This is a genomic window from Buttiauxella gaviniae, assembly GCF_040786275.1.
GTDB lineage: Bacteria > Pseudomonadota > Gammaproteobacteria > Enterobacterales > Enterobacteriaceae > Buttiauxella > Buttiauxella gaviniae_A.
Map to the genome: position 1 here is coordinate 4,540,000 of NZ_JBFMVT010000002.1, position 26,238 is coordinate 4,566,237.

The 26,238-nt window shown below is 51.0% G+C and carries 19 protein-coding genes, 2 tRNA genes and 1 other RNA gene; 9 read left to right on the forward strand and 13 right to left on the reverse strand.

All coding sequences use genetic code 11. The annotated features are described in order from the left end of the window. Window positions 1-73: 73 nt before the first annotated feature. Entirely contained in the window at window positions 74-721 is a 648-nt protein-coding gene (locus AB1E22_RS21345) for a YchE family NAAT transporter (protein ID WP_367597219.1), read from the reverse strand. Between the two features lie 479 nt (window positions 722-1,200). Here AB1E22_RS21345 and adhE point away from each other — a divergent pair, with 479 nt between their 5' ends. Continuing rightward, window positions 1,201-3,885, forward strand: coding sequence for a bifunctional acetaldehyde-CoA/alcohol dehydrogenase (adhE, locus tag AB1E22_RS21350; RefSeq protein WP_367597220.1), 2,685 nt, complete (start codon window positions 1,201-1,203; stop codon window positions 3,883-3,885). Between the two features lie 132 nt (window positions 3,886-4,017). Here adhE and tdk read toward each other — a convergent pair whose 3' ends face one another. Then, entirely contained in the window at window positions 4,018-4,614 is a 597-nt protein-coding gene (gene tdk / locus AB1E22_RS21355) for a thymidine kinase (RefSeq protein ID WP_367597221.1), read from the reverse strand. A 555-nt stretch (window positions 4,615-5,169) separates the two neighbouring features. On the opposite strand from tdk, the gene hns reads away from it, so the two are divergent. Then, entirely contained in the window at window positions 5,170-5,580 is a 411-nt protein-coding gene (gene hns, locus AB1E22_RS21360; RefSeq protein ID WP_034494985.1) for a histone-like nucleoid-structuring protein H-NS, read from the forward strand. A 140-nt stretch (window positions 5,581-5,720) separates the two neighbouring features. Here hns and AB1E22_RS21365 read toward each other — a convergent pair whose 3' ends face one another. The 5 genes from AB1E22_RS21365 to rssA all read right to left on the reverse strand — a co-directional run bounded on the left by AB1E22_RS21365 (window position 5,721) and on the right by rssA (window position 11,234). Further along, on the reverse strand, window positions 5,721-6,731 hold the full coding sequence (locus AB1E22_RS21365; RefSeq protein WP_367597222.1) for an NAD-dependent epimerase: 1,011 nt from the start codon (window positions 6,729-6,731) through the stop codon (window positions 5,721-5,723). A 14-nt stretch (window positions 6,732-6,745) separates the two neighbouring features. After that, a complete protein-coding gene (locus AB1E22_RS21370; RefSeq protein WP_367597223.1) occupies window positions 6,746-8,086 on the reverse strand; it encodes a UDP-glucose dehydrogenase family protein in 1,341 nt (446 codons plus the stop codon). Between the two features lie 24 nt (window positions 8,087-8,110). Beyond that, entirely contained in the window at window positions 8,111-9,019 is a 909-nt protein-coding gene (galU, locus tag AB1E22_RS21375) for a UTP--glucose-1-phosphate uridylyltransferase GalU (RefSeq protein ID WP_367597224.1), read from the reverse strand. 199 nt (window positions 9,020-9,218) lie between these two features. After that, entirely contained in the window at window positions 9,219-10,232 is a 1,014-nt protein-coding gene (gene rssB / locus AB1E22_RS21380; protein WP_367597225.1) for a two-component system response regulator RssB, read from the reverse strand. A 93-nt stretch (window positions 10,233-10,325) separates the two neighbouring features. Next, on the reverse strand, window positions 10,326-11,234 hold the full coding sequence (gene rssA / locus AB1E22_RS21385) for a patatin-like phospholipase RssA (RefSeq protein ID WP_367597226.1): 909 nt from the start codon (window positions 11,232-11,234) through the stop codon (window positions 10,326-10,328). Window positions 11,235-11,338: 104 nt separating this feature from the next. Between rssA and AB1E22_RS21390 the strand changes: the two genes are divergently transcribed. The 5 genes from AB1E22_RS21390 (at window position 11,339) to AB1E22_RS21410 (ending at window position 13,395) form a co-directional block, all read left to right on the forward strand. Next, window positions 11,339-11,797: a YchJ family protein gene (locus tag AB1E22_RS21390; protein WP_367597227.1), complete on the forward strand. Its 459-nt coding sequence runs from the start codon at window positions 11,339-11,341 to the stop codon at window positions 11,795-11,797. Window positions 11,798-11,852: 55 nt separating this feature from the next. Further along, window positions 11,853-12,695 (forward strand): formyltetrahydrofolate deformylase, encoded by an 843-nt coding sequence (purU, locus tag AB1E22_RS21395; protein WP_367597228.1) that lies wholly within the window; start codon window positions 11,853-11,855, stop codon window positions 12,693-12,695. Between the two features lie 162 nt (window positions 12,696-12,857). Then, window positions 12,858-12,942: transfer RNA gene (locus AB1E22_RS21400), tRNA-Tyr, on the forward strand. A 194-nt stretch (window positions 12,943-13,136) separates the two neighbouring features. Next, window positions 13,137-13,221, forward strand: a tRNA-Tyr gene (locus AB1E22_RS21405). Between the two features lie 42 nt (window positions 13,222-13,263). Next, window positions 13,264-13,395: non-coding RNA, RtT sRNA (locus AB1E22_RS21410), on the forward strand. Window positions 13,396-13,621: 226 nt separating this feature from the next. Here the strand turns inward: AB1E22_RS21410 and narI are convergent. The 5 genes from narI to AB1E22_RS21435 form a co-directional block, all read right to left on the reverse strand. Then, on the reverse strand, window positions 13,622-14,299 hold the full coding sequence (gene narI, locus AB1E22_RS21415; protein WP_034455855.1) for a respiratory nitrate reductase subunit gamma: 678 nt from the start codon (window positions 14,297-14,299) through the stop codon (window positions 13,622-13,624). A gap of 2 nt (window positions 14,300-14,301) precedes the next feature. Then, window positions 14,302-15,003, reverse strand: coding sequence for a nitrate reductase molybdenum cofactor assembly chaperone (gene narJ, locus AB1E22_RS21420; RefSeq protein WP_367597229.1), 702 nt, complete (start codon window positions 15,001-15,003; stop codon window positions 14,302-14,304). Further along, window positions 15,000-16,535, reverse strand: a complete 1,536-nt coding sequence (gene narH / locus AB1E22_RS21425; protein WP_367597230.1) for a nitrate reductase subunit beta — start codon at window positions 16,533-16,535, stop codon at window positions 15,000-15,002. The genes narJ and narH overlap by 4 nt, the downstream gene beginning before the upstream one ends. Further along, the gene (locus AB1E22_RS21430) at window positions 16,532-20,278 is read right to left on the reverse strand and encodes a nitrate reductase subunit alpha (protein ID WP_367597231.1); all 3,747 of its coding nucleotides are present in this window, start codon (window positions 20,276-20,278) and stop codon (window positions 16,532-16,534) included. Before AB1E22_RS21430 ends, narH begins: the two co-directional genes overlap by 4 nt. 351 nt (window positions 20,279-20,629) lie before the next feature. Continuing rightward, window positions 20,630-22,021: a NarK family nitrate/nitrite MFS transporter gene (locus AB1E22_RS21435; RefSeq protein WP_367597232.1), complete on the reverse strand. Its 1,392-nt coding sequence runs from the start codon at window positions 22,019-22,021 to the stop codon at window positions 20,630-20,632. A gap of 307 nt (window positions 22,022-22,328) precedes the next feature. On the opposite strand from AB1E22_RS21435, the gene narX reads away from it, so the two are divergent. Both narX and narL read left to right on the forward strand, forming a co-directional pair. Beyond that, complete coding sequence (gene narX / locus AB1E22_RS21440; protein WP_367597427.1) at window positions 22,329-24,113, forward strand: nitrate/nitrite two-component system sensor histidine kinase NarX; 1,785 nt, start codon at window positions 22,329-22,331, stop codon at window positions 24,111-24,113. Next, entirely contained in the window at window positions 24,106-24,756 is a 651-nt protein-coding gene (gene narL / locus AB1E22_RS21445) for a two-component system response regulator NarL (protein ID WP_367597233.1), read from the forward strand. The genes narX and narL overlap by 8 nt, the downstream gene beginning before the upstream one ends. 54 nt (window positions 24,757-24,810) lie before the next feature. Here the strand turns inward: narL and AB1E22_RS21450 are convergent, their stop codons facing one another. Beyond that, the gene (locus tag AB1E22_RS21450) at window positions 24,811-26,217 is read right to left on the reverse strand and encodes a YchO/YchP family invasin (protein WP_367597234.1); all 1,407 of its coding nucleotides are present in this window, start codon (window positions 26,215-26,217) and stop codon (window positions 24,811-24,813) included. Window positions 26,218-26,238: the final 21 nt, after the last annotated feature.

The window sequence follows — 26,238 nt, forward strand, 5'->3', positions numbered from 1 at the left end:
CACGTTGGAGGGAAAATAACAGTAAAAAAGCAGAACATTTAATCTGCTTTTTCATATGAAAGTTTCAGCAGAACTAACTTAATAATCCTGGGAAGATCGTTTTTAAGCCAGTCACAATAAATTCGATACCCAACGCCATCAATAACAGGCCCATGATACGGGTAATAACGTTGATTCCCGTTTGCCCAAGCAGACGAACCAACCATGGAGCAAGACGGAACACCAGCCAACAGCAAAATGCAAACAGCGCAATAGCTATCGAAAAACCAACCAAATAATTCCAGCTATGGTACCGGGTGCCCCACACGATAGTTGAACTGATTGCGCCCGGCCCTGCCATTAATGGTAGAGCGAGAGGAACGACGCCCACACTTTCTCGGATAGCACTCTCTGATTTTTCTTGTTTGTTCTGTTTATCTTCCCCCAGCTTACCGCTGATCATCGACATGGCAATAGTCACCACCAGGATGCCGCCTGCGATGCGGAAAGAATCAATTGATATGCCAAATAATTGCAGAATACCGTCACCGAGGAACAACGAGGTCCATAGAATAATCGCCACCGACAAGTTTGCAGTCAGGTTGGTTTTATTCCTCGCCACCGCCGTTTGGTAGCTGGTCATACTGATAAAAACAGGAATGATCCCGACTGGGTTTACCAGCGCGAACAAGCCAATAAAGAACTTAAAATAGGTAGGCAAATCAAACAAAGATTGAGCCACTAAAAACTCCGCAAATAAACGTAGCAAAGGCCGCGGTAATGTAATGGAAAACCACTGCTGGCGCTATGCCCTTTCGCAGCATAGATAACTACTTTTATACGCAATTGCGATATTAATCGATATTGTTACTCACTTGTTGAAAATATGGTAATTTGTTTTGCTATTGCTGTGACAAAAAATTTAAAGACTTATCAGTAACCTGATTCCATCATGCTGAATGGTGTCAGCCTTAGAATAATGTGATTTACATCACAAAAAACCTACCCAGAAGTGAGTACTCTTGGATGCACCTGAAGAGCTACTCATTCTGAGTATGAATAGGTTTTTTAGATAAGGCTCTTTTAGTAAATCAGCAAGATGTTTTGGGAAGTTTTTGGATAGTCGTGGCCCGTCTTTTACGCAAGCTGTTGCCCGCTGACTATACTCTCGTCTCGAGCAGCTCATTTACTAAAAGAGTTTAACATTATCAGGAGAGCATTATGGCTGTAACTAATGTCGCTGAACTTAACGCCCTTGTAGAGCGCGTCAAGAAAGCCCAGCGTGAATATGCCAACTTTACTCAAGAGCAAGTTGATAAAATCTTCCGCGCCGCCGCTCTGGCTGCTGCTGATGCTCGAATCCCTCTAGCGAAACTGGCCGTTGCCGAATCTGGCATGGGTATCGTCGAAGATAAAGTGATCAAAAACCACTTTGCTTCCGAATATATCTACAACGCCTATAAAGATGAAAAGACCTGTGGTGTCCTGTCTCAAGACGACACTTTCGGTACTATCACTATCGCTGAGCCTATCGGTATCATCTGCGGTATCGTACCAACCACTAACCCGACTTCAACGGCTATCTTTAAATCTCTGATCAGCCTGAAGACGCGTAACGCAATCATCTTCTCTCCACACCCACGTGCAAAAGATGCGACCAACAAAGCCGCAGACATCGTTCTGCAAGCTGCCATCGCTGCGGGTGCACCTAAAGATCTGATCGGTTGGATTGACCAGCCTTCTGTTGAACTGTCTAACGCACTGATGCACCACCCAGATATCAATATGATTCTGGCAACCGGTGGTCCAGGCATGGTTAAAGCCGCGTATAGCTCCGGTAAACCAGCCATCGGCGTAGGCGCAGGTAACACCCCTGTTGTTGTTGACGAAACTGCCGACATCAAACGTGTTGTTGCTTCTATTCTGATGTCTAAAACCTTCGATAACGGCGTAATCTGTGCTTCTGAACAGTCCGTCATCGTTGTTGATTCTGCCTATGATGCAGTACGTGCGCGTTTCGCTTCTCACGGCGGCTACATGCTGCAGGGCGAAGAACTGAAAGCCGTTCAGAATATCATTCTGAAAAATGGCGCACTGAACGCCGCTATCGTTGGTCAGCCAGCAACTAAAATTGCTGAACTGGCAGGCTTCACAGTACCGTCTGATACCAAGATTCTGATTGGTGAAGTTAGCGTTGTTGACGATTCTGAGCCATTCGCTCACGAAAAACTGTCTCCAACTCTGGCTATGTACCGTGCTAAGAGCTTCGAAGACGCTGTTGTAAAAGCTGAGAAACTGGTTGAGATGGGCGGTATCGGTCATACCTCTTGCCTGTACACCGACCAGGACAACCAGCCAGAGCGCGTTAAGCACTTCGGCGATAAAATGAAAACTGCACGTATCCTGATCAACACCCCGGCTTCTCAGGGTGGTATCGGTGACCTGTACAACTTCAAACTCGCGCCTTCCCTGACTCTGGGTTGTGGTTCATGGGGTGGTAACTCCATCTCTGAAAACGTGGGTCCTAAGCACCTGATCAACAAGAAAACCGTTGCTAAGCGAGCTGAGAACATGTTGTGGCATAAACTTCCGAAATCTATCTACTTCCGCCGTGGCTCCCTGCCAATCGCGCTGGACGAAGTGATTACTGATGGTCACAAACGTGCGATGATCGTTACCGACCGTTTCCTGTTCAATAACGGCTATGCAGACCAGATCACTTCTGTTCTGAAAGCGGCTGGCGTTGAAACCGAAGTATTCTTCGAAGTTGAAGCTGACCCTACTCTGTCCGTAGTACGTAAAGGCGCAGAGCTGGCAAACTCCTTCAAACCAGACGTGATTATCGCGCTGGGCGGCGGCTCCCCAATGGATGCTGCGAAGATCATGTGGGTTATGTACGAACACCCAGAAACCCACTTCGAAGAACTGGCGCTGCGCTTTATGGATATCCGTAAACGTATCTACAAGTTCCCGAAAATGGGCGTGAAAGCGAAAATGATCGCGGTCACCACAACTTCCGGTACCGGTTCAGAAGTAACGCCATTTGCGGTTGTTACCGACGACGCCACTGGCCAGAAATACCCGCTGGCGGACTACGCTCTGACTCCAGATATGGCGATTGTTGATGCCAACCTGGTAATGGATATGCCTAAGTCCCTGTGTGCCTTCGGTGGTCTGGATGCCGTGACCCACGCACTGGAAGCTTACGTTTCTGTACTGGCGAGCGAATTCTCTGACGGTCAGGCTCTGCAAGCGCTGAAACTGCTGAAAGAAAACCTGCCAGCGTCTTATAACGAAGGTTCTAAAAACCCAGTGGCTCGTGAGCGTGTACACAACGCTGCGACCATCGCGGGTATCGCGTTTGCGAACGCCTTCCTGGGTGTGTGTCACTCAATGGCTCACAAACTGGGTTCTCAGTTCCACATTCCTCACGGTCTGGCGAACGCCCTGTTGATCTCCAACGTTATTCGTTATAACGCGAACGACAACCCAACTAAGCAGACTGCTTTCAGCCAGTATGACCGCCCACAAGCGCGTCGTCGTTATGCTGAAATCGCAGACCATCTGGGTCTGAGCGCACCGGGTGACCGTACCGCTGCTAAGATCGAGAAACTGCTGGCATGGCTTGATAGCATCAAGGCTGAACTGGGTATTCCTAAGTCCATCCGCGAAGCTGGCGTTCAGGAAGCGGACTTCCTGGCTCACGTTGATAAACTGTCTGAAGATGCGTTCGATGACCAGTGTACCGGTGCTAACCCACGTTACCCACTGATCTCTGAACTGAAACAGATTCTGATGGATACCTTCTACGGTCGTGAGTATTCAGAAGCTAACGAAGCAGCAGTAGCAGTGAATACCGTTGCTCCAGCGGTAAAAGCTGACAAGAAAGCGAAGAAAACCGCTTAATTGTTTAGCCTAATAAAAAACCCGCTTCGGCGGGTTTTTTTGTATCTGCTGTTTGAAAAGCTAAGCAGAAAGCATCACACAGCGATTAAGAGGAAAGCCTACCCTTCCCCTTCGTTATGGATTTTAAACGCTCTAAATGCCTTCCAGAGAGCCTTTCTGCAGTGCTTCTTTGTAATGCTTCCGGCAAACCGACACGTAGCGTTCATTTCCGCCAATCACCACTTGCTCACCTTGATTATAAGGACGACCTTCATGGTCAAGACGCAGCACCATGCTGGCTTTGCGACCGCAGAAACAGATAGTTTTTAATTCCACCAGCTTATCTGACCATGCCAATAAATATTGGCTGCCACCAAACAGCTCGCCCTGGAAATCAGTTCGCAGGCCATAACAGAGCACCGGAATATCTAATTCATCCACAACATCGGATAACGCAAGAACCTGATCGCGTGTAAGGAATTGGCATTCGTCTACTAAAACGCAATTCACCGCATTACGCTGATGCTCATCACGTATTTCATTGAATAACTGCGTTGTACCATTGAAGAGCCTGGCAGGCGACGACAAGCCAATGCGCGAACTCACCTTTCCTGAACCAAACCGATTGTCAATTTCTGCGGTATACACCAGGGTACGCATTCCGCGCTCTTGATAGTTGTATGAGGATTGCAGTAATGCCGTAGATTTACCCGCGTTCATTGCGGAATAGTAAAAGTAGAGTTGTGCCATTGGTCAGCTAGCCTGAGTTAAAATGTAAATATTATTAACACGGATTATATCATAAGCCGTTACAGAGTTATCGTACCTGTTAGCGTTAAGAAAAATCCAAGGTGTACCGGATAGATATATAAGTCGCGAAGGTAAAATGTATCAAATTCTCAGTTGTTTGAAACATGTCGCGTAGTCCTTAACTTACGGAGTTTTCAGTGTTTTCATTGCTATTCTATGATACTCCCTGATTCACTAATAATAATTATCTATTAAGAATACCGATTGTTGTAGGCAATAATACCAAAGGTTGATATTTCACCATTAATGCTGTTATGTCGCAATTTAGTGTTACAACAACCCCTGACAGTATCAGGGTTGTTGTAGAAAAAGTGAGTTATCCACGTTTTGTTTAGGCCACATTCACGACAAAATTTAAGATAATGGTCTTTTATAAATCGACAAAATATTATGGAATTTTGAATTCCTTACATTCCCCCCTATTGCAGAACTTAATTTAAGCCTCTATTATTAGTCCATCAAGCCAACCATCAATATAAGATTGAGATTACTAAAATGAGCGAAGCACTTAAAATTCTGAACAACATCCGTACTCTTCGTGCACAAGCTAGAGAATGTACTCTGGAAACGCTGGAAGAAATGCTGGAAAAATTAGAAGTTGTTGTTAACGAACGTCGCGAAGAAGACAATGCTGCTGCTGCAGAAATTGAAGAGCGTACTCGCAAACTGCAACAATACCGTGAAATGCTGATCGCTGACGGCATTGATCCTAATGAATTACTGAATAGCATGGCTGCTGTTAAATCTGCAGGCAAAGCAAAACGCGCTGCGCGCCCAGCTAAATATCAGTACATCGACGAAAACGGCGAAAGCAAAACCTGGACTGGCCAGGGCCGTACTCCAGCTGTAATCAAAAAAGCAATGGAAGAGCAAGGCAAAAAACTGGAAGATTTCCTGATTGCCTAATTTTCGCTTTTAGTGCTGCTTATTAAATCCCGCTTCGGCGGGATTTTTGTTTTATGCGTTTCGCTATCAGAGTGCGTTGCCATAAAAGAGAGACAAAAAAAGGAAGCCAGGCTTCCTTTTTATCTTTCCGCTAATCAGTATTAGCTAACTTTATAGAAAGCTTTATACCAGTCTACAAAGCGCTGTACGCCATCCTGCACTGATGTTTGCGGCTTAAAGCCGATAACATCATATAAAGCCTGCGTGTCCGCGCTGGTCTCCAGAACGTCACCAGGTTGCATTGGCAGCATGTTCTTCTGCGCCACTTTCCCCAATGACGTTTCCAGCGCCGTAATATAATCCATCAGCGTAACCGGGCTGCTATTACCAATGTTATAAACACGGTAAGGCGCAGAGCTGGTTGCGGGCGTGCCCTCTTCTACTGTCCAGGCGGAATCAACCTGCGGAATGACATCCTGTAAACGCACAATGGCTTCGGCAATATCATCGATATAAGTAAAATCTCGACGCATTTGCCCGTGATTGTAAACATCAATACTTTTGCCTTCGACAATGGCGCGGGTGAATTTAAATAACGCCATATCCGGGCGACCCCAAGGGCCATAAACGGTGAAAAAACGCAGACCGGTTGTCGGCAATCCATATAAGTGCGAATAGGTATGGGACATCAACTCGTTCGCTTTTTTGGTCGCCGCATATAAAGAGATTGGATGGTCAACGCTATCATCGGTCGAGAACGGAAGTTTACGATTCAATCCATATACAGAGCTTGAAGATGCGTAGAGCAGATGCCCTACTTTATTATGGCGGCAACCTTCAAGAACATTTAAATGCCCTGAAAGGTTTGAATCCGCATAAGCATGAGGGTTATCGATTGAATAACGTACACCCGCCTGAGCGGCAAGATGAATCACACGATCGAATTTCTCGTTAGCAAATAATTCAGCCATCGCGTTGCGGTCGGCGAGGTCAATTTTTTGGAATCGGAATGCGCAATGAGGAGAGAGAAGATCAAGACGTGCCTGTTTAAGATTCACGTCATAATAGTCGTTCAGGTTATCGATACCGATAACCTGGTGACCGGCTGCCAGCAAACGTTCGCTAACGTGAAATCCAATAAAGCCTGCTGCGCCGGTAACCAGAAATTTCATACAACCCTCATTTATTATGCAATATTGATGGACGCTCCGCGGCCGATTGCATAATAAACAAAGCCGCGCTTGCTGAGTCTCTCAGGATCATACAGGTTACGGCCGTCAAAGATAACTGGTTGCTTCAGTGATTTCTTAATTGCATCGAAATCAGGTGCGCGGAAACTTTGCCACTCCGTACAAATAACCAGAGCATCCGCGTCTTGTAATGCAGCTTCTTTAGTACCCATCAGTTTCAGATCTGATCGATGTCCGTAAATGCGCTGGGTTTCGTCCATTGCTTCCGGGTCATACGCCTGCACCTGAGCACCGCGTTCCCACAGCGCTTCCATCAGGACGCGGCTTGAGGCTTCACGCATATCGTCGGTATTGGGTTTGAAAGAGAGCCCCCACAGCGCGAAGGTTTTGCCTTTCAAATCTTCACCAAAGTGACGAGAAATAAACTCAGGGAGTTTTAACTTCTGGTCGTGGTTTACCTCTTCTACCGCCTGCAGAATACGTGGCGTATAGCCAATCTGCTGAGCGGTGCGAATCAGCGCCTGCACATCTTTCGGGAAGCAGGAACCACCGTAGCCGCAGCCAGGATAGATAAAGCTGTAGCCGATACGTGAGTCAGACCCGATACCCATACGCACTTTTTCGATATCTGCACCCAGGCGTTCAGCCAGGTTAGAGATTTCATTCATAAAGCTGATTTTGGTCGCGAGCATACAGTTCGCGGCATATTTGGTCAGCTCAGCGCTACGGATATCCATCAGGATCATGCGATCGTGATTGCGGTTAAATGGCTCGTACAACTCACGCAGTAAATCGACGACGTCCTCGTTATCGGTGCCGATAACAATACGTTCAGGACGCATACAGTCAGAAACTGCAGCCCCTTCCTTCAGAAATTCAGGGTTAGATACCACGTCGAATGAAATATCCACGCCACGCGCTTTCAGCGTTTCTTCCATCACGCTGCGCACTTTGTCCGCCGTTCCAACAGGAACCGTAGACTTATCGAGCACAACTTTATGGGACGTCATATGCTGCGCGATGGTACGCGCAACGGCTGTGACATATTTCAGGTCAGCAGAACCATCTTCGTCCGGCGGCGTGCCAACGGCAATAAATTGCATTTCACCATGATGAACGCCCAGTTCAGCATCGGTGCTGAACTGCAAACGGCCCTCTTCATAGTTTTTCTTCACCAGCGGCGTTAAGCCAGGCTCAAAAATAGGGATCACGCCGTTTTTCAGATTTTCGACTTTCTTTGCATCGACATCTATGCACATCACTTCGTGACCGACTTCTGCAAGCACTGCTGCCTGAACAAGTCCAACATAGCCGATACCAAATACAGTAACTTTCATCTTTCTATCCTGCGTTGAAATGAATTACTTTTTCGCGCCAACAGTCTCTTCTAACCAGGCTTTAAAATCTGCACCAAGAGTGTTGTGACGAATACCGTATTCAACAAACGCCTGCATATAGCCGAGTTTGTTACCGCAGTCATGGCTCACGCCTTTCATGTGATAGGCTTCAACAGTCTGTTTTTCCATCAGCATTGCAATGGAGTCAGTCAGTTGGATTTCATCGCCTGCACCCGGAGGGGTTTTGGACAGCAGCGGCCAGATATCCGCAGTCAGCACATAACGGCCAACAACCGCCAAATTAGAAGGTGCGACGTTAGCTTTAGGTTTCTCAACGATACCGACCATCGGCACGCTGTCGCCTTCGTTTAATTCAACGCCTTTACAGTCAACAACACCGTAAGCGGTAACATCTTCTACCGGCTCAACCATAATCTGGCTGTGGCCTGTAGTATCAAAACGTTTGATCATTTCAGCCAGGTTGTCCTGGGAAAGATCGGACTCGAACTCATCGAGGATAACATCTGGCAGGATAACCGCGACTGGCTCATCGCCAACAACCGGATGAGCACACAGCACGGCGTGGCCCAAACCTTTAGCCAGGCCCTGACGAACCTGCATGATGGTGACATGCGGAGGGCAAATAGCCTGAACTTCTTCCAGCAACTGGCGCTTGACGCGTTTTTCCAGCATCGCTTCCAGTTCGAAACTGGTATCGAAGTGGTTTTCGATGGAGTTTTTCGAAGAGTGCGTCACCAGCACAATTTCAGTGATGCCCGCAGCGATACATTCGTTGACGACATACTGAATTAACGGTTTATCGACCAGCGGCAACATCTCTTTTGGAATAGCCTTGGTAGCCGGTAACATACGCGTGCCTAATCCCGCGACAGGGATTACTGCTTTTCTTACTTTAGAATTAATGGCAGCCATTGAAAAATCTCCTGGACTGTTCAAGTTTTCACTTGCAAGTCAATTAAAAAACGCATCGAGTATATCAGCTTAAAAATGAAATCTACGGCTGTTTACCCGTTGCGTTGGTAATTTAAGATAAATACGAGAGCGTTGAATACGATATTACCACCCACATTCACAGGGGAGAAAACCTAATTGTTTTCAATCGTCCAGATGCTCATTCCGCAGACAACATTAGCCGCAATCGCCCGCCAGCGCCCCAAACCTGGCATTGCCACGACTCACAGCGCTGGCTAATTTGATTGAGATAAGTATTGCCCAAAGTCCCTAAAGGCACGCCATTACTGACCTGAATTTGATGCTCACCGGTATTTAAAGTGGCATTCAGCCCCGCCGACACCAAAATGAGGTTTTTTAGCTCACTGTGATAATAGCCAACCATTAATGGAAATTGCCCGGTGAGATTGGCCTGACGTAATAACTGATTCACCTGTTTAAGCAAATTGCCCAATTCAGGCAGGCGCTGATGCTGCTGAGAAAGTTGTTCCTGTAACAGGCCATTAAATAACGCGCGTAATAACAAAGCCGCTAACACGCCGTTATCCCCTGCCCGGGTTACATCCAGGCAGTAAAATGCCAGGTCATTTTCAGAAAGAGGAGCGATGTCCAACACTAAACCGGGCTGATTAAGCGTAATTAGCTGGCGGTAATTCACACGGCAATGCGACATGACTTGTTGCACCGGCGGTTGGAGTTCCTGAAGCAAATTAGAGGCCGCCTGCGGGTCACTGACCAGCGCATCCCAGTCCTGGAACAAACGCTCTTCTTCTTCAACGCGCGAATTAAACATATTCGGGTAAAGACAGGCGAAAACCGTTTCCCGCAGGCGATCGAGATCTTTAATCGGTTTGAGCAATACATCCTGCACGCCAAAACGCAGTGCTTTGGCAATATCAGACATATTCTCAGTGGCGGAAATAATCAGTATTGGCGTTTTGATGCCTTCATTACGCAAATGCTCTACCAGTTTCAGCCCGTTCATGCGCGGCATAGCCAGATCGCAAATCAGCAAGTCAGGAACAAAACGGGTCATTTTTTCCAGGGCATCGATACCATCGGCGGCAATCTCAATGCTCGCCCCTAAGGAAGAAAGGTAACTCTCCAGTAAAGAGCGGAAAACGGGCTCGTCCTCAACAATAAGAATGTGTTTTCCAACGAGTGGCTGTGTCATGTGCGCTCCCCTGACTGGCGATAGATCAATAGTGGCATGGTATGACAATCACCGCCTGTCAGAATTGCCTGAAGATGCGAGTTTTTACCGTACTCATTCATGGGTACGGACCAGCGGAAGCAGCTCATCCATCTTTTTCTCGACGGCCAGGCTTCCGGCGCTTATCGCCTCAGCGGCACGGTGAAAATCGAGCGTGGAAATCTGCGGGCAAAAAGGTTGCAGCAGAATATCGGGGGGATCGCCTGCCATACGGTTACGTTTTAAGCGGTTTTCCAGCACCTGAATCGAGGTAGTCATGATTTCCATGGCCGTCGGTGTGGTATTCGCGCGTCGGGTGGTGATTTTGCCGAGTTGCTCGCGTAAACGGCCACGCCAGGTATCAGGATGCACCTGATGCTCAGACAGCGGCGTCGTCATATTGACGGAAAGTAAATCTTGCTGCATCAAATGCGCGTCGTGCTGAAGATCGACGGCAATAACAATATCGGCTCCCAGCGCGCGGGTCAGTGAAACCGGCACCGGGTTAACCACCGCACCATCAACTAACCAGTAGCCGTTGTACCCCACAGGCGACAGCAACCCAGGCATACTGCAAGAGGCACGTACCGCTTGATGGAGATCGCCATCCGTAAACCATAGCTCGCGCCCGGTGCTTAAATTGGTCGCCACTGAGCCAAAACGCAGGGCGCAATCTTCAATTTTTTCTTCCGTAATGATTTTACGAACGTTATTGAAAACCCTTTCCCCACGCAATAAACCGCCCCGACGCCAGGAGAGATCCATGAGACGCAGAACATCCCAATAGCCGAACGAACGCACCCAGCGCTCCATCATTGGCAAGCGATTACTGGCATACGCGGCACCGACCAGGGCTCCAACCGAACAACCTGCGACGATATCAACCTTAATGCCCGCACGTTTTAACCCATTAATGACACCAATATGCGCCCATCCTTTTGCTGCTCCCGACCCCAGTGCCAGGCCGATCTTTACCTGTCTCATTCCGCCTCGGTCTACTTTCCCCGGTTTATCGCCTCGTGACGAACTCGCCACTGCTCAGTTAACATAACGCTACCTGAATCTATTTTTGTAACCAAGGAAATGCCATGTCGCAACTTTGCCCTTGTGGTAGCGGTCAGGAGTATAGCTTATGTTGCCAGCCATACCTACGCGCAGACCAGCTAGCGCCAACCCCGTCGCAACTCATGCGGTCACGTTACAGCGCCTATGTCATGAAAGATGCCGATTACCTGGTGGCAAGCTGGTACCCCCAGGCGCGCGGCGAAACGCTTAAAAGCGACATTTTCCGTAGTTTTGACTCCACGCACTGGCTGGGTTTGACCGTTTATGAAACGGCTGACGGACGCGATGAAAACGAAGGTTTTGTGAGTTTCGTGGCGCGTTTTCAGGAAGACGGTCAGGAAAGTGCGATCATCGAACGTTCCCGTTTCTTAAAGGAAAACAGTCAATGGTACTATGTCGATGGAACGCGCCCGCAGTTTGGTCGCAACGACCTTTGCCCTTGCGGTTCCGGGAAAAAGTATAAAAAGTGTTGTGGTCGCTAGCGACCCGTGGCACAAATCAGTTAGCAAACACACGTACAACAGGACTCACCCTGCAATGCAAGCATTACAACGAAAAGTACTACGCACTATTTGCCCCGATGCAAAAGGGCTTATCGCCAAAATCACCAACATTTGTTACAAGCACGAACTGAACATTGTTCAGAACAATGAGTTTGTCGACCATCGTACCGGGCGCTTTTTCATGCGTACTGAGCTTGAAGGTATTTTCAACGACACGACGTTGCTTGCCGATTTAGATAGCGCCCTGCCGGAAGGCTCGGTACGCGAACTGACACCTGCGGGCCGCCGTCGCGTTGTTATTCTGGTCACAAAAGAGGCCCACTGCCTGGGCGATCTCTTGATGAAAGCCAATTACGGCGGGCTGGATGTGGAAATTGCTGCGGTTATCGGTAACCACGAAACGCTGCGCACGCTGGTGGAACGCTTTGATATTCCGTTCGAGCTGGTCAGCCATGAAGGGCTTACCCGCGAAGATCACGATAAACAGATGGCTGATGCGATTGAAGCGCACAAACCTGATTACGTGGTGCTGGCGAAATATATGCGCGTATTAACGCCTGAATTTGTGTCGCGCTTCCCGAACCAGATTATCAATATCCACCACTCGTTCTTGCCGGCATTTATCGGCGCACGCCCTTACCATCAGGCGTACGAGCGCGGCGTGAAGATCATCGGCGCAACAGCGCACTATGTGAATGACAATCTGGATGAAGGCCCAATCATCATGCAGGACGTTATTCACGTCGATCACACCTACACCGCTGAAGATATGATGCGGGCCGGGCGTGACGTTGAGAAAAACGTTTTGAGCCGTGCGCTGTACCAAGTGCTGGCCCAACGCGTGTTTGTTTACGGTAATCGCACCATTATTCTGTAGTGCTCAGAAGGTGAATTGTTTAGCTTTGCAACGTTACGTGTAAAAAAACGGCAAACGATTCATTTTCTTACAGTGAATACTTTACAGCGGCGCTTCATTTGATATGATGCGCCCCGCTTCCAGACAAAGGGAGTGAGCAAGAAAGCCATAAGCAATACCCCTGGCGGGGTTCCCGAGCGGCCAAAGGGAGCAGACTGTAAATCTGCCGTCATCGACTTCGAAGGTTCGAATCCTTCCCCCGCCACCATCTCTAACCACAGCATCGTGGTTAAGGCGATAAATCCTCATCAAGATGAGCACTTATCGGGGAAGGACGAGAATCTTCGACCCGAAGGTTTGAGTCGAACGCAGTGAGACAACGTTGCTTCAGCAACGGTCATCCTTCCCACTCCGTTCTGATAGCCATCACCAAACTGGCTTTTTGCAATAATAAACACCCCTGGCGGGGTTCCCGAGCGGCCAAAGGGAGCAGACTGTAAATCTGCCGTCATCGACTTCGAAGGTTCGAATCCTTCCCCCGCCACCATCTCTTTAGTACCTTCCCAAACTATCCAAATCGCACAATATTCCCTATTCCCGTTGGGGAAGGATGAGAAGCTTCGATTAAGGTTCGATTCGAGCGCAGCGAGAAAGCGTTGCCGCAGGCAACGACCCGAAGGGCGAGACGCTTTTGCGTCGAGTCATCCTTCCCCCGCCACCATCTTCCAGATTCAATTCCAAACTTATCCAAACCTCATAAAATTTCATATTCCCGTTGGGAAAGAATTCTTAACGTTCTTCTCCTACGCAAACTTTTTCGGTTCACTTCCGCGCATTAAGCGGTTTTGTAGGGCGGGTAAGCGCAGCGCCACCCGCCGCCACCCGATAAACACGCAAAAAAATACCCAGCCGAAGCCAGGTATTTTCAAATCAAACATCAGCAAGAATCAGCGACGAGCGCGAACAACCTGATATTTACGCGTCAGATACTCAACCGGCGCGCTCCAGACGTGCACCAGACGGGTGAACGGGAACAGCAGGAACAGCGTCATACCCAGCACTAAGTGCACGCGGAAGATAAACGCCACGCCATCCAAGTGCTCAGATGCGCCACCGTGGAAGGTCACAACCGTCTGCGCCCAGCCAACCAGTTTCATCATCTCACTGCCGTCCATGTGCTGTGCCGAGAACGGAATAGTTCCCAGGCCCAGAGCACACTGGATCACCAGCAGGCTAAGGATCAGGATATCCGCAGTCGTTGAGGTCGCACGAATACGTGGATTGAACAGACGACGTTTAAGCAGCAGGCCACCGCCAATCAACGTCATCACACCACTCGCCCCGCCGGCAAACATCGCCATTTTCTGCTTCACTTCAAGCGGCAGGAACGACTCGTACATCCAGTGCGGCGTCAGCATCCCAAGGAAGTGACCAGCAAAAATACCCAGAATACCGATGTGGAACAGGTTTGATGCCAGGTTCATCCCTTTACGGTCGAGCATCTGGCTGGAACCCGCTTTCCACGTGTACTGGCCGTAGTCATAACGCAACCAGCTACCGACCAGGAACACCGTCCCGCAAAGATACGGATAGATGTCAAAGAAGAACACATTGAGAAATTGCATGATTACTGTCCTCCGATATTCAAATACTGCGGAGCGACAGCCCCGGCAAAACGACGCTGATGGTTGCTAATTTCGGATTCACCGCAACCCGCGTCCGCCACAAATTTCACCTGCTCTTCTTCCCACACGGCATCCAGGGCCTGCGGCGTGTCATCGCGTGCTTCATCAGCGATTTGCTGAATAACGCTTTCAACCGCAACTTCACTTTGAGACAGGCCCAGCAGCACATCAAACAGTGCTGCATAGGCGCTTTCACGCTGTTTCAAACGGGCCGCCAGCAGCGCCAGAATTGGCGCTACATCTTGCAAACCACCACGCGCTTCGGCTTCATCACGCTGAGACAGATACTCAAGATACAGCGGCAGGTGGTCTGGCAGCTCACGGCTGTCGATTTCCATACCGGCTTGTTCATACTGCCCCATCAGATTCACCATCGCCTGGCCGCGATCGCGTGATTCACCGTGCACATGTTCGAACAGCAGCAAGGAGGTCGCACGACCTCTGTCGAAAAGCTCGCTGTAGCTTGCCTGGGCATCTAACAAATCACGGCTGCACAGCGTTGTGATGAAATCATTAAGCTGTGCGACCTGCTGAGGATTCACCGCACTCCCTTCTGCCAGCGCGTCGCGGAGTTCCTGTTGATGCTGCCACAGGGCAGCATCCGGGTACTCGAGCAAACGGGAAATCACCAGAAGTTCAATCATGCTTTTGGCTCCGTTTTGCTGGTCACATCAATCGCGTCAATACGTTTGCTATTGAACAGATTGAATTTGCTGTCAGACCCGTGGCAACCGTCACCGAAGCTGAAGCCGCAACCGTTACGCTCAGGGAAGGCATCTGCCGCAATTTCACGATGGCTGGTTGGAATCACGAAACGATCTTCGTAGTTCGCAATCGCCAGGTAGCGGTACATTTCCTGCGCCTGGGCTTCCGTCAGGCCGACTTCTTCCAGAGCACGCGTATCGTTAATGCCTTCCACGGTTTCTGCACGTTTGTAATGACGCATCGCCATCATACGTTTCAGAGCACGCAGAACCGGCGCGGTGTCGCCTGCGGTCAGCAGGTTCGCCAGATATTCCACAGGAATACGCAGGCTTTCTACGTCTGGCAGAATACCGGTGTGTGGCAGCTCGCCCGCATCAGCCGCAGACTGAATGGGTGACAACGGTGGCACATACCAAACCATCGGCAGCGTGCGGTATTCCGGGTGCAGCGGCAGAGCCAGCTTCCAGTCCATCGCCATTTTGTAAACCGGCGACTGCTGGGCGGAATCAATCACGCTCTGTGGAATGCCATCTTTCAGAGCCTGTTCGATAACCGCCGGATCGTTCGGGTTAAGGAAGATGCTCAGTTGGCGTTCATACAGATCTTTTTCGTTTTCAGTGCTTGCTGCTTCCTCAATAGCGTCCGCATCGTAAAGCAGCACGCCGAGGTAACGGATACGGCCTACACAGGTTTCAGAGCAAACTGTTGGCATACCGGCTTCGATACGCGGATAACAGAAAATGCACTTCTCGGATTTGCCGGTTTTCCAGTTGAAGTAGATCTTTTTGTACGGGCAGCCGGTAATACACATACGCCAGCCGCGACACTTGTCCTGGTCAATCAGAACGATACCGTCTTCTTCACGCTTGTAGATCGCACCACTTGGGCAGGTTGCCGCACACGCCGGGTTCAGGCAGTGTTCGCACAGACGCGGCAGGTAAGCCATAAACGTGTTTTCGAACTGGCCGTACATCGCTTTTTGCATGTTCAGGAAGTTCTGATCTTTGGCGCGTTTTTCAAATTCGCCACCCAGGATCTCTTCCCAGTTCGGGCCCGCTTCGATCTTGTTCATACGCTGGCCGGTGATCAGCGAGCGCGGACGCGCAATCGGCTGATGCTTACCTTCCGGCGCGTTATGCAAATGCTGGTAGTCGTAGTCAAACGGCTCGTAGTAATCATCGATACCCGGCAGATGCGGGTTAGCGAAGATTTTACCCAGCAGCATGGCGCGGTTACCCATGCGCGGCTGCAGCTTGCCGTTGATTTTACGGATCCAACCGCCTTTCCATTTTTCCTGGTTTTCCCAGTCGTTCGGATAACCGATACCCGGTTTGGTTTCCACGTTGTTAAACCACGCGTACTCCATCCCTTCACGGCTGGTCCAGACGTTTTTACAGGTCACAGAACAGGTGTGACAGCCGATGCATTTATCAAGATTCAGCACCATGCCGACTTGTGAACGAATTTTCATTTTACGCTCTCCTGTTTCTGGTCATTGCCTTCGCCGTCTAACCAGTTAATGTCTTTCATCTTACGTACTACAACGAACTCATCACGGTTTGAACCTACGGTGCCGTAGTAGTTAAAGCCGTAGGCCAGTTGTGCATAGCCGCCAATCATGTGCGTTGGTTTCGGGCTAATACGGGTTACCGAGTTATGAATACCGCCGCGCTGGCCAGTAATTTCAGAACCCGGCAGGTTCACGATACGTTCCTGAGCGTGGTACATCATCGTCATGCCTTCAGGCACACGCTGGCTCACAACCGCACGCGCCGTCAGCGCACCGTTTTTGTTGAACACTTCAATCCAGTCGTTATCTTCGATGCCCAAATCTTTGGCGTCGATTTCACTCATCCAGACAATCGGGCCGCCGCGTGACAGCGTCAGCATCAGCAAGTTATCGCTGTAGGTTGAGTGAATGCCCCATTTCTGGTGCGGCGTCAGGAAGTTCAACGCTTTCTCTGGGTTACCGTTCGATTTTTTACCCATCACGCCTTTTACAGAGCGGGTATCAATCGGTGGACGGTACACCAGCAGGCTTTCGCCAAAATCACGCATCCACTGGTGATCTTGATAAAGCTGCTGACGGCCAGACAGCGTGCGCCATGGAATCAGCTCATGCACGTTGGTGTAGCAGGCGTTATAAGACACATGTTCGTCTTCCAGGCCAGACCAGGTCGGGCTTGAGATAATTTTGCGTGGCTGAGCCTGAATATCGCGGAAGCGAATTTTCTCTTCTTCTTTCGGGATTGCCAGATGCGTGTGATCGCGTCCGGTAAATTCGCTCAGCGCAGCCCAGGCTTTCACCGCAACATGGCCGTTGGTTTCTGGCGCCAGGGTCAGGATCATTTCGGCAGCATCGATCGCCGAGTTGATCATCGGTTGACCTTTCGCCGGGCCGTCTGCCTTGGTGTAGTTCAGCTTACGCAGCAGATCCATTTCGGTCTGGGTGTTCCAGGCGATACCTTTCCCGCCGTTACCGAGGGTTTCCATCAGTGGGCCAACGGAGGTGAAACGCTCGTAAGTTGCCGGGTAATCACGCTCAACCACCATCAGGTGCGGTGCGGTTTTACCAGGAATCAGGTCGCATTCGCCTTTTTTCCAGTCCATCACGCCAAACGGCTGTGCCAGCTCTGCCGCGGAATCGTGCTGAATTGGCAGCGTTACTACGTCAGTTTCTTTCCCTAAGTGGCCCACGCACACTTCAGAGAATTTCTTCGCGATAGCTTTATAGATTTCCCAGTCGCTTTTTGAATCCCATGCAGGATCAACAGCCGCAGACAACGGGTGAATAAACGGATGCATATCCGAGGTATTCATGTCGTCTTTTTCATACCAGGTAGCCGTTGGCAGCACGATATCGGAGTACAGGCAGGTGCTCGACAGACGGAAGTCCAGCGTCACCACCAGATCCAGTTTGCCGTCCAGGCCGTTATCTACCCACTCAACTTCTTCCGGCATTACGCCGCCTTCTTTACCCAAGTCTTTACCCTGAATACCGTTCTCAGTACCCAGCAGGTATTTGAGCATGTATTCGTGGCCCTTACCGGAAGATCCCAGCAGGTTAGAACGCCAGACAAACAGGTTACGCGGATGGTTATTGCCCGCATCCGGCTGTTCAGCCGCGAAGCGAATTTCACCATTTTTCAGTTGCTGCGCGGTGAAATCAGCCGGGCTCATGCCAGCCGCTTTCGCTTGTGCCGCGATAGTCAACGGGTTGGTGTTGAGCTGTGGTGCGGATGGCAACCAGCCCATGCGTTCTGCACGCACGTTGAAGTCAATCAAGTGACCGCTGTAACGGGTTTTATCCGCCAGTGGGGACAACAGTTCTTCAGCCGTCAACGACTCATAACGCCATTGGCTTGAGTGGTTATAGAAGAACGAGGTGCTGTTCATATGGCGCGGTGGACGCTGCCAGTCCAGCGCGAACGCCAGTGGAGTCCAGCCGGTTTGCGGACGCAGTTTTTCCTGGCCAACATAGTGTGCCCAGCCGCCGCCGCTCTGACCCACGCAACCGCAGAAGATCAGCATATTGATCAGACCACGGTAGTTCATATCCATGTGGAACCAGTGGTTCATACCGGCGCCAACGATGATCATGGAGCGGCCATGGGTTTTATCTGCGTTTTCTGCAAACTCACGCGCAATGCGGATGATGTTCTGGCGAGAAACGCCGGTGATCTGCTCGGCCCACGCAGGGGTGTACGCTTTCACATCGTCGTAGCTTGTCGCGCAGTTTTCGTCGTCCAGACCGCGATCCAAACCGTAGTTGGCAAGGGTCAGGTCATAAACGGTGGTTACCAGCGCAGTAGTGCCGTCAGCCAGTTGAATACGTTTAACAGGCAGTTTGTGCATCAACACGTTATCAAGTTTAACGTTGTTGAAGTGTTCAGAACTTTCGCCGCCAAAGTATGGGAAACCGACTTCAGCGATATCGTCATGGCTGCCCAACAGACTCAGGCGCAGTTCGGCTTCTTCGCCGCTGGTGCCGTCACGCTGTTCCAGGTTCCATTTACCCTTCTCGCCCCAGCGGTAACCGATAGAGCCGTTAGGCGCCAGTGGTTCACCGGTCTGGTTATCCAGCGCAACGGTTTTCCACTGCGGGTTATTTTCCTGGCCCAGGCCATCAACCAGGTCAGATGCACGCAGCATACGGCCTGCAGCATAGAAACCTTCGCGCTCTTCGAGCATCACCAGCATTGGCATGTCGGTATAGCGACGAACGTAATCGGTGAAGTATTGGCTTGGGTTATCAAGGTGGAACTCACGCAGCATCACGTGGCCCATCGCCAGCGCCATTGCCGCATCGGTACCTTGTTTCGGTGCCAGCCACTGGTCGCATAGCTTGGCGATTTCAGCGTAGTCCGGCGTTACCGCAACGGTTTTGGTGCCTTTGTAACGAACTTCAGTAAAGAAGTGCGCATCCGGGGTACGGGTCTGCGGAACGTTAGAACCCCAGGCCATGATATAGCTGGAGTTGTACCAGTCTGCGGATTCCGGAACGTCAGTCTGCTCCCCCCAGGTCATTGGCGACGCAGGTGGCAAATCGCAATACCAGTCGTAGAAGCTCAGGCAAGCCCCGCCGATCAGAGAAAGGTAGCGCGCGCCAGAGGCGTAGGAAACCATCGACATCGCGGGGATCGGAGAGAAACCGGCGATACGGTCAGGGCCGAAGGTTTTTGCGGTAAATACGTTGGCCGCAGCAATCAGCTCATTCACTTCCTGCCAGCTTGAACGCACGAAACCACCGCGTCCACGGGCTTGCTTGTAGCTTTTCGCTTTTTCTGGATCGTTAATGATGGAAGCCCATGCATCAACCGGATCGTTATGCAGGGTTTTCGCTTCACGCCACAATTTAATCAGACGCTTACGCATCAGAGGATATTTCAGGCGGTTAGCGCTGTAGAGATACCAGGAGTAGCTCGCGCCGCGAGGGCAGCCGCGTGGTTCGTGGTTTGGCATATCCGGACGAGTACGCGGATAGTCGGTTTGCTGGGTTTCCCAGGTCACCAGGCCACTTTTGACGTAAATCTTCCAGCTACAGGAGCCCGTACAGTTTACACCATGGGTGGAACGGACCACTTTATCGTGCTGCCAGCGCTGACGATAGCCTTCTTCCCAATCACGATTGGTATCGAGCAGTTGGCCATGTCCATTGGCAAAAGTTTCGCCCTTCTGTTTGAAGTAACGAAACCGGTCAAGAAATTTGCTCATCGGGGTTCTCCTGATGTGGAGCCTTGAGGCTCTATCTTATTAATACGACATTGCTGAATTGCGGGCACGGTAACTCGCTCATATGACGGGATAATTGATAACGATCAACTGAGGCTAAGGATGCCAGACGCAAAAACGGTGGATATACCACCAAAGTGGCAATCAACAAAAATAGACTAAACGATTGATATTAAATGGTTTTGTCAGGCTAATTTTGCATTGAAGGAGTAGTAAATTCGCCAGACGGGTATTAAGGGGTAAGTGCTCCTTTTTGAGCCCTTCCACACACAAATTTGGAGTAAAAAAAAGCGCGACCGAAGCCGCGCAAGGGATAACCAAAAGGTCAAAAGGTTACTGTGCTGACTTACGGCCATACACGGCCCAGGTAATCACCACACAAAGAATGTAAAACACCAGGAACACTTTCATTGCATCAGCCGGAGAGCCGGTCAGTGCCAGTGAAGTCCCAAATGCTTTTGGAATAAAGAAACCGCCAATCGCGCCAATCGCCGAGATAAAGCCTAATGCAGCCGCGGTATCCGTTGCCGCTGCACGCAGCGCCTGCTCTTCACTCCCGCCCTGCGCTTTCACGCGGTCCATGGTCAACTTACGGAAAATCACGGAGATCATCTGGAAGGTAGAACCACTCCCCAGGCCTGAGGTCAGGAACAGCATCAGGAACACGCCAAAGAAAGCGATGAAGTTCCCGCCGACGCCATTGTGTGGCAGCGTGGTAAACAGCAATGCGCTAAAGATCGCCATCACGATGAAGTTATACAGCGAAACGCGCGTCCCGCCCCAGCGGTCAGAAATCGCCCCACCCGCAGAACGCGCCAGCGCGCCAATCAGCGGGCCGAAGAAAGCGAAATGCAGAATGTTAACGTCCGGGAACTGAGTTTTTGCCAGCATCGCAAAACCGGCAGAAAAGCCGATGAACGAGCCAAAAGTCGCCAGGTAAAGCAGGCCCATGATCCACAGGTGAACGCGTTTGAGTACTGGCAACTGCGCTTTTAAAGACGCTTTAGAGGTTGCCAAATCGTTCATACCAAACCAGGCCGCAATGGTCAGAATTGCCAGGAACGGCACCCACACCCACGCCGCGTTTTCCAGGTACAGCATGGAACCATCTGTCTGCTCAACGCCCGTACCACCAAAGACTGCGAACATGGAGAGCGAAATCGCCAGCGGAGCCAGCAACTGCATTACGCTCACGCCCAGGTTACCCAGACCGCCGTTCAGACCCAGCGCCCCGCCCTGTTTTGATTTCGGGAAGAAGAAGCTGATGTTCGCCATGCTGGAGGCAAAGTTTGCCCCAGCAAAACCACACAGTAACGCAATGGTGATGAACACGCTAAACGGCGTCGTCGGGTCTTGCACGGCAAAGCCTAACCACACGCATGGAATAATCAAAATCCCGGTGCTGAACGCCGTCCAGCGACGACCGCCAAATACCGGCACCATAAAGGCGTACGGCACGCGCAGCAATGCACCAGAAACTGACGGCAGCGCAGTCAGCATAAACAGTTGGTCAGTGGTGAAGTTAAAACCCACTTTATTCAGGTTCACCGCAACCGCACTGAACAGCATCCAGACGCAGAACGCTAACAGCAGGCAAGGAACGGAAATCCATAAGTTGCGACGGGCAATCGGATGACCGGTAGTTTGCCAAAACGCCGGCTCTTCTGGACGCCATTCGGTAATAAGCGATCCCGTTTTTTGACTATTCGCGGGAGACTGAGACATAAACACCTCATAAAGAGTGAGAGTAATGGCCGCCACATTAGGTGCTAATGACGAATAAAAGTTGATGTGAATCAAGGGATAAGCTATCTGAATGGCGCTTAAAAAATCGCCATCACTCTTTGTGGGTAAGAATAAAAAAGGAAAATTGCCTGACTTTTCACATGGCTGATAGCGGGTGTTAGAGGTCTCACACTGTCACATGCCACCTCTGGCAATTTGTAGGTAATCCCGAAGGGGTATGGGTATACTCCAGGGTATGTCTGAGAATACCGTTCTGGCTTTCCGTCGCCCCGGAGTTCACTTGTCAATGTTAAAGCGCCTGCTGTCCCCTCTCACTCTGTTCAACCAACTGGCATTAATCGTGCTTGTGTTGGCGTTGCTGGGTGTCGCGGGAATGAGCCTCGCGGGCTGGCTGGGGCAAGGTATTCTTGGCAATGCGCACGCGATCAATAAAGCCGGTTCTATGCGCATGCAAAGCTACCGTCTGCTGGCCGCCATCCCGCTTACCGAAAAAGACAATGCGCTGTTTGAAGAGATGGAAAAAACCACCTGGAGCGAAGATCTCCAGGTCGCAGCGCTGCGGGATGGGCAGCAAGATAAACTCGCCGCCCTGCAAAAATACTGGCGTGATGAGCTAGAGCCCGCGCTGCGTCATGCGCAAAACCCCGAACAGGTTCAGCCCCACGTTGCCAGTTTTGTCTCGCGCATCGATGAGCTGGTGACCATCTTCGATCACACCACCGAAGCGCGTCTGCACCGTGTTATCCAGCTACAACTGGGTATGGCGGCGGTAATGGGTCTGCTGATTATCTTTACCGTCATTTGGTTACGTAAACGGCTTTTACGACCATGGCGGCAATTGTTAGCGATGTCGCGAGCGATTGGTCACCGGGATTTTACCCACCGCGTGAACATTCCCGGCGGTAACGAAATGGCGACGCTGGGCCTTGCACTGAACAGTATGTCTTCGGAACTGGCTGGCAGCTACGCAAGCCTTGAGCAGCGCGTACGCGAGAAAACCGCCGGGCTTGAGCAGAAAAACCAGATCCTGTCGTTTCTTTATCAGGCCAACCGCCGCCTGCATTCCCAGGCTCCGCTTTGCCAGCGCTTGTCGCCCGTGCTGAGTGAACTGCAGCATTTAACGCCGCTGCGCAATATCGAGCTGCGCGTCTACGAATATGAAGACGAAGAGAATTACGAAGAGTTTACCTACCAGCCAGACAGCAGTTGTGACGCGCAGGGGTGTAACCTTTGCCCGCGCGGCCCGGCGCTGGAGCCTTGCGAAACCACCGCGCAAAAATGGCGTTTGACTGACAACCATATTCAATATGGCCTGGTCCTGGCGCAATTACCGGTTGGCAGCAGCCTAACGCACGATCAACAGCAGTTGATATTAACGCTGATGGAGCAGCTAACCGCAACGCTGGCGCTGGAGCGGCAGTACGAACATCAACAGCAGTTAGTGGTGATGGAAGAGCGCTCGGCTATTGCCCGCGAGCTACACGACTCCATCGCTCAGTCCCTCTCTTGCCTGAAAATGCAGGTGAGCTGTTTGCAAATGCAGGGGGCGTCATTGCCTGCCGAAATGCAAAACTTACTCGGCCAGATGCGCAGTGAACTGAACACGTCATGGCGACAACTCCGCGAATTGCTGACAACGTTTCGTCTGCAATTAATTGAGCCTGGGCTGCGCCCTGCGCTGGAATCAAGCTGCCGTGAATTCAGTGAAAAACTGGGCTTTCCGGTCCAGCTTGATTACCAGGTTCCGCCGCGTCTGGTGCCGTCCTATCAGGCCATTCATATGGTGCAGATCGCCCGTGAAGCGCTGAATAACAGTCTGAAACATGCCGGTGCCACCGAATGTGGCGTCAGCGTGATATATCGCGATAACCAAATTACGTTAACCATATGGGATAACGGCTGTGGCATTCCTGAAAACGGCGAACGCCGCAATCATTACGGCCTTATTATCATGCGAGACCGCGCGCAAAGCCTGAAAGGCGACTGCCAGGTGCGAGCCCGCCCAAATGGTGGTACCCAGGTCATCGTGAGTTTCATCCCCGAAATAGCTACAGGAGCAAATCATGAGTAACCCCGAAGCCTCAACCATCTTGCTAATAGATGATCATCCCATGCTACGGACTGGCGTCAAACAGCTTATTAGCATGGCGCCGGAGCTGGTCGTCATTGGTGAAGCAGGCAACGGAGAACAAGGCGTACAGCTTGCCGAAGAGTTAGATCCCGATCTGATTTTGCTGGATTTGAATATGCCAGGTATGAACGGTCTGGAAACGCTGGATTGCCTGCGCGAAAAACCGCTGTCTGGCCGCATCGTGGTATTCAGCGTTTCAAACCATGAAGAAGATGTGGTTACCGCCCTGAAAAGAGGCGCTGACGGTTATCTGTTAAAAGACATGGAACCGGAAGATTTGCTCAAAGCCCTTCAACAAGCGGCAACGGGCGAAATGGTTCTGAGCGAAGCGCTGACGCCGGTACTGGCGGCAAGTTTACGTGCTAACCGCGCCACCTCTGACCGCGACGTCAACCTGCTCACCCCGCGCGAGCGCGATATTCTGAAGCTCATCGCCCAGGGTTTGCCGAATAAAATGATCGCCCGTCGTCTGGATATCACCGAAAGTACGGTGAAAGTTCACGTGAAGCATCTGCTTAAAAAGATGAAACTTAAATCGCGCGTTGAAGCGGCGGTATGGGTTCATCAGGATCGTATTTTTTAAGATGCCACACGCTAAATAATTCGAGTTGAAGCGGAGCTCTCCAGCTCGAACTATTTACGGCGTATCAGGCAATAATTCATAGCGCGGATCTTCTACCGGGCTTACCAATAGCGGTTGCGCTAATTTCAACGTAATCCAGTTAGACGTCACTTTCTGCCCTTTATCGTCTTCGATAACCACCGACAGACGATACGCGTTCCCACCCTCATTGTTCCATGCTGGCATAATAATGCTCCAGCCATCGGCATCGCGATTATTGGCCGGTGGAGTCAGACTCAGCGCTTGAGTATCCCCCTGCCAGCTAATATTACGGATTCCGTGCGTCGCATGGATTTGCAGCTTGAGCCCCACCGTTTCGCCCGAATGTAACTCCCACGGCGGCGTAGCCAGAAAGACCGACAGCGTTTTACGCGCCCGGTACTCCATCACCGGAAGCGAATCACGCTCAACGTTGTCATACCGGCTGCCGCGCAATGAACTGGTGGTCGCCACTTCGGCGGCAGAGAGCTGTTTTTCCACCGGCACACCAAAACGATAGTTCACCTTCAGGCCGAGATTATCCTGCGAGACACCGCTTTCGCCCTGCTTGTGCTGCGCGGTCAAGGTGAGCAGCGGGATCGGGGTGTAATTCAGGCCCATCGTCACCGCAACGGGGTTGCGATAGCCGTTGCCGTTATCAAACAGATCGACACTCTGCCCAAAATACTGCTCAAGGCTAACGCTGGTATTCACATGACGATAAAACGGCAGCCAGGCCTGGGCGGTAACGTCATACCCGCGGGCCAGGCGTTGCTCCAGCGTTTCGCTGCTGCCCGCCTGCCAACCGGATAAGGGCTGATAATAGTTTGCAGACAGGCGTAAATACTCGCCCCACGCCTCCGCACCAAATCCGGCACGCTGTAAATTGCGGGCAAGCTGGTTGTCATAAAAGGCGTTGTAGCCGAGCAACCATTGCCCCGCGACCCAACGCTGCCCGCCGCCCAGATTGCCCACCGCACCGCTATCCTGCTGGGTAAAACCCACCTGGCTCCAGGTGAGATAACGGTTGTTATCCTCCCAGGGCGTAAACAGCGAGGCACCGCTACCGTTCCAGTTGCCATGCTCATCCACCAGCAGATTAACGCTCGCTTTACCCCAGGGGGATAACAGTGATTCAGCCTGGCTTGTGACCTTATCTGCCAGCACATCCCGCAGGCGGGCGAAGGCAAACATTCGCGCCTGCTCGCCGGTATCCAGGCCGTCATCTACCATGCTGGCCTCACCAAATTTTTTCGCCATCGCGGCGATTTCCCGGGCGGCGGCATCGGTTTCCGGTGCAAGGCCCATATCGGGCAACTGTTCAGTCGTCTGGCTAAAGGGGTTTTCCGCTTTCTCGATAAAAGAGTGGCGGGTACTGGCACTCCCTCCCGCGCTGAGGAGGGCATATGAAAGGGTAAAAAATGGAACAGCTTTTCTAAACATCTGGAAATTATAACATCACGT

What these genes read in the sequence shown, in the direction of transcription:
- adhE (WP_367597220.1), top strand. Translation starts at nt 1,201, where the DNA reads ATGGCTGTAACTAATGTCGCTGAACTTAACGCCCTTGTAGAGCGCGTC.
- tdk (WP_367597221.1), bottom strand. Translation starts at nt 4,614, where the DNA reads ATGGCACAACTCTACTTTTACTATTCCGCAATGAACGCGGGTAAATCT.
- hns (WP_034494985.1), top strand. Translation starts at nt 5,170, where the DNA reads ATGAGCGAAGCACTTAAAATTCTGAACAACATCCGTACTCTTCGTGCA.
- AB1E22_RS21365 (WP_367597222.1), bottom strand. Translation starts at nt 6,731, where the DNA reads ATGAAATTTCTGGTTACCGGCGCAGCAGGCTTTATTGGATTTCACGTT.
- AB1E22_RS21370 (WP_367597223.1), bottom strand. Translation starts at nt 8,086, where the DNA reads ATGAAAGTTACTGTATTTGGTATCGGCTATGTTGGACTTGTTCAGGCA.
- galU (WP_367597224.1), bottom strand. Translation starts at nt 9,019, where the DNA reads ATGGCTGCCATTAATTCTAAAGTAAGAAAAGCAGTAATCCCTGTCGCG.
- rssB (WP_367597225.1), bottom strand. Translation starts at nt 10,232, where the DNA reads ATGACACAGCCACTCGTTGGAAAACACATTCTTATTGTTGAGGACGAG.
- rssA (WP_367597226.1), bottom strand. Translation starts at nt 11,234, where the DNA reads ATGAGACAGGTAAAGATCGGCCTGGCACTGGGGTCGGGAGCAGCAAAA.
- AB1E22_RS21390 (WP_367597227.1), top strand. Translation starts at nt 11,339, where the DNA reads ATGTCGCAACTTTGCCCTTGTGGTAGCGGTCAGGAGTATAGCTTATGT.
- purU (WP_367597228.1), top strand. Translation starts at nt 11,853, where the DNA reads ATGCAAGCATTACAACGAAAAGTACTACGCACTATTTGCCCCGATGCA.
- narI (WP_034455855.1), bottom strand. Translation starts at nt 14,299, where the DNA reads ATGCAATTTCTCAATGTGTTCTTCTTTGACATCTATCCGTATCTTTGC.
- narJ (WP_367597229.1), bottom strand. Translation starts at nt 15,003, where the DNA reads ATGATTGAACTTCTGGTGATTTCCCGTTTGCTCGAGTACCCGGATGCT.
- narH (WP_367597230.1), bottom strand. Translation starts at nt 16,535, where the DNA reads ATGAAAATTCGTTCACAAGTCGGCATGGTGCTGAATCTTGATAAATGC.
- AB1E22_RS21430 (WP_367597231.1), bottom strand. Translation starts at nt 20,278, where the DNA reads ATGAGCAAATTTCTTGACCGGTTTCGTTACTTCAAACAGAAGGGCGAA.
- AB1E22_RS21435 (WP_367597232.1), bottom strand. Translation starts at nt 22,021, where the DNA reads ATGTCTCAGTCTCCCGCGAATAGTCAAAAAACGGGATCGCTTATTACC.
- narX (WP_367597427.1), top strand. Translation starts at nt 22,329, where the DNA reads ATGTTAAAGCGCCTGCTGTCCCCTCTCACTCTGTTCAACCAACTGGCA.
- narL (WP_367597233.1), top strand. Translation starts at nt 24,106, where the DNA reads ATGAGTAACCCCGAAGCCTCAACCATCTTGCTAATAGATGATCATCCC.
- AB1E22_RS21450 (WP_367597234.1), bottom strand. Translation starts at nt 26,217, where the DNA reads ATGTTTAGAAAAGCTGTTCCATTTTTTACCCTTTCATATGCCCTCCTC.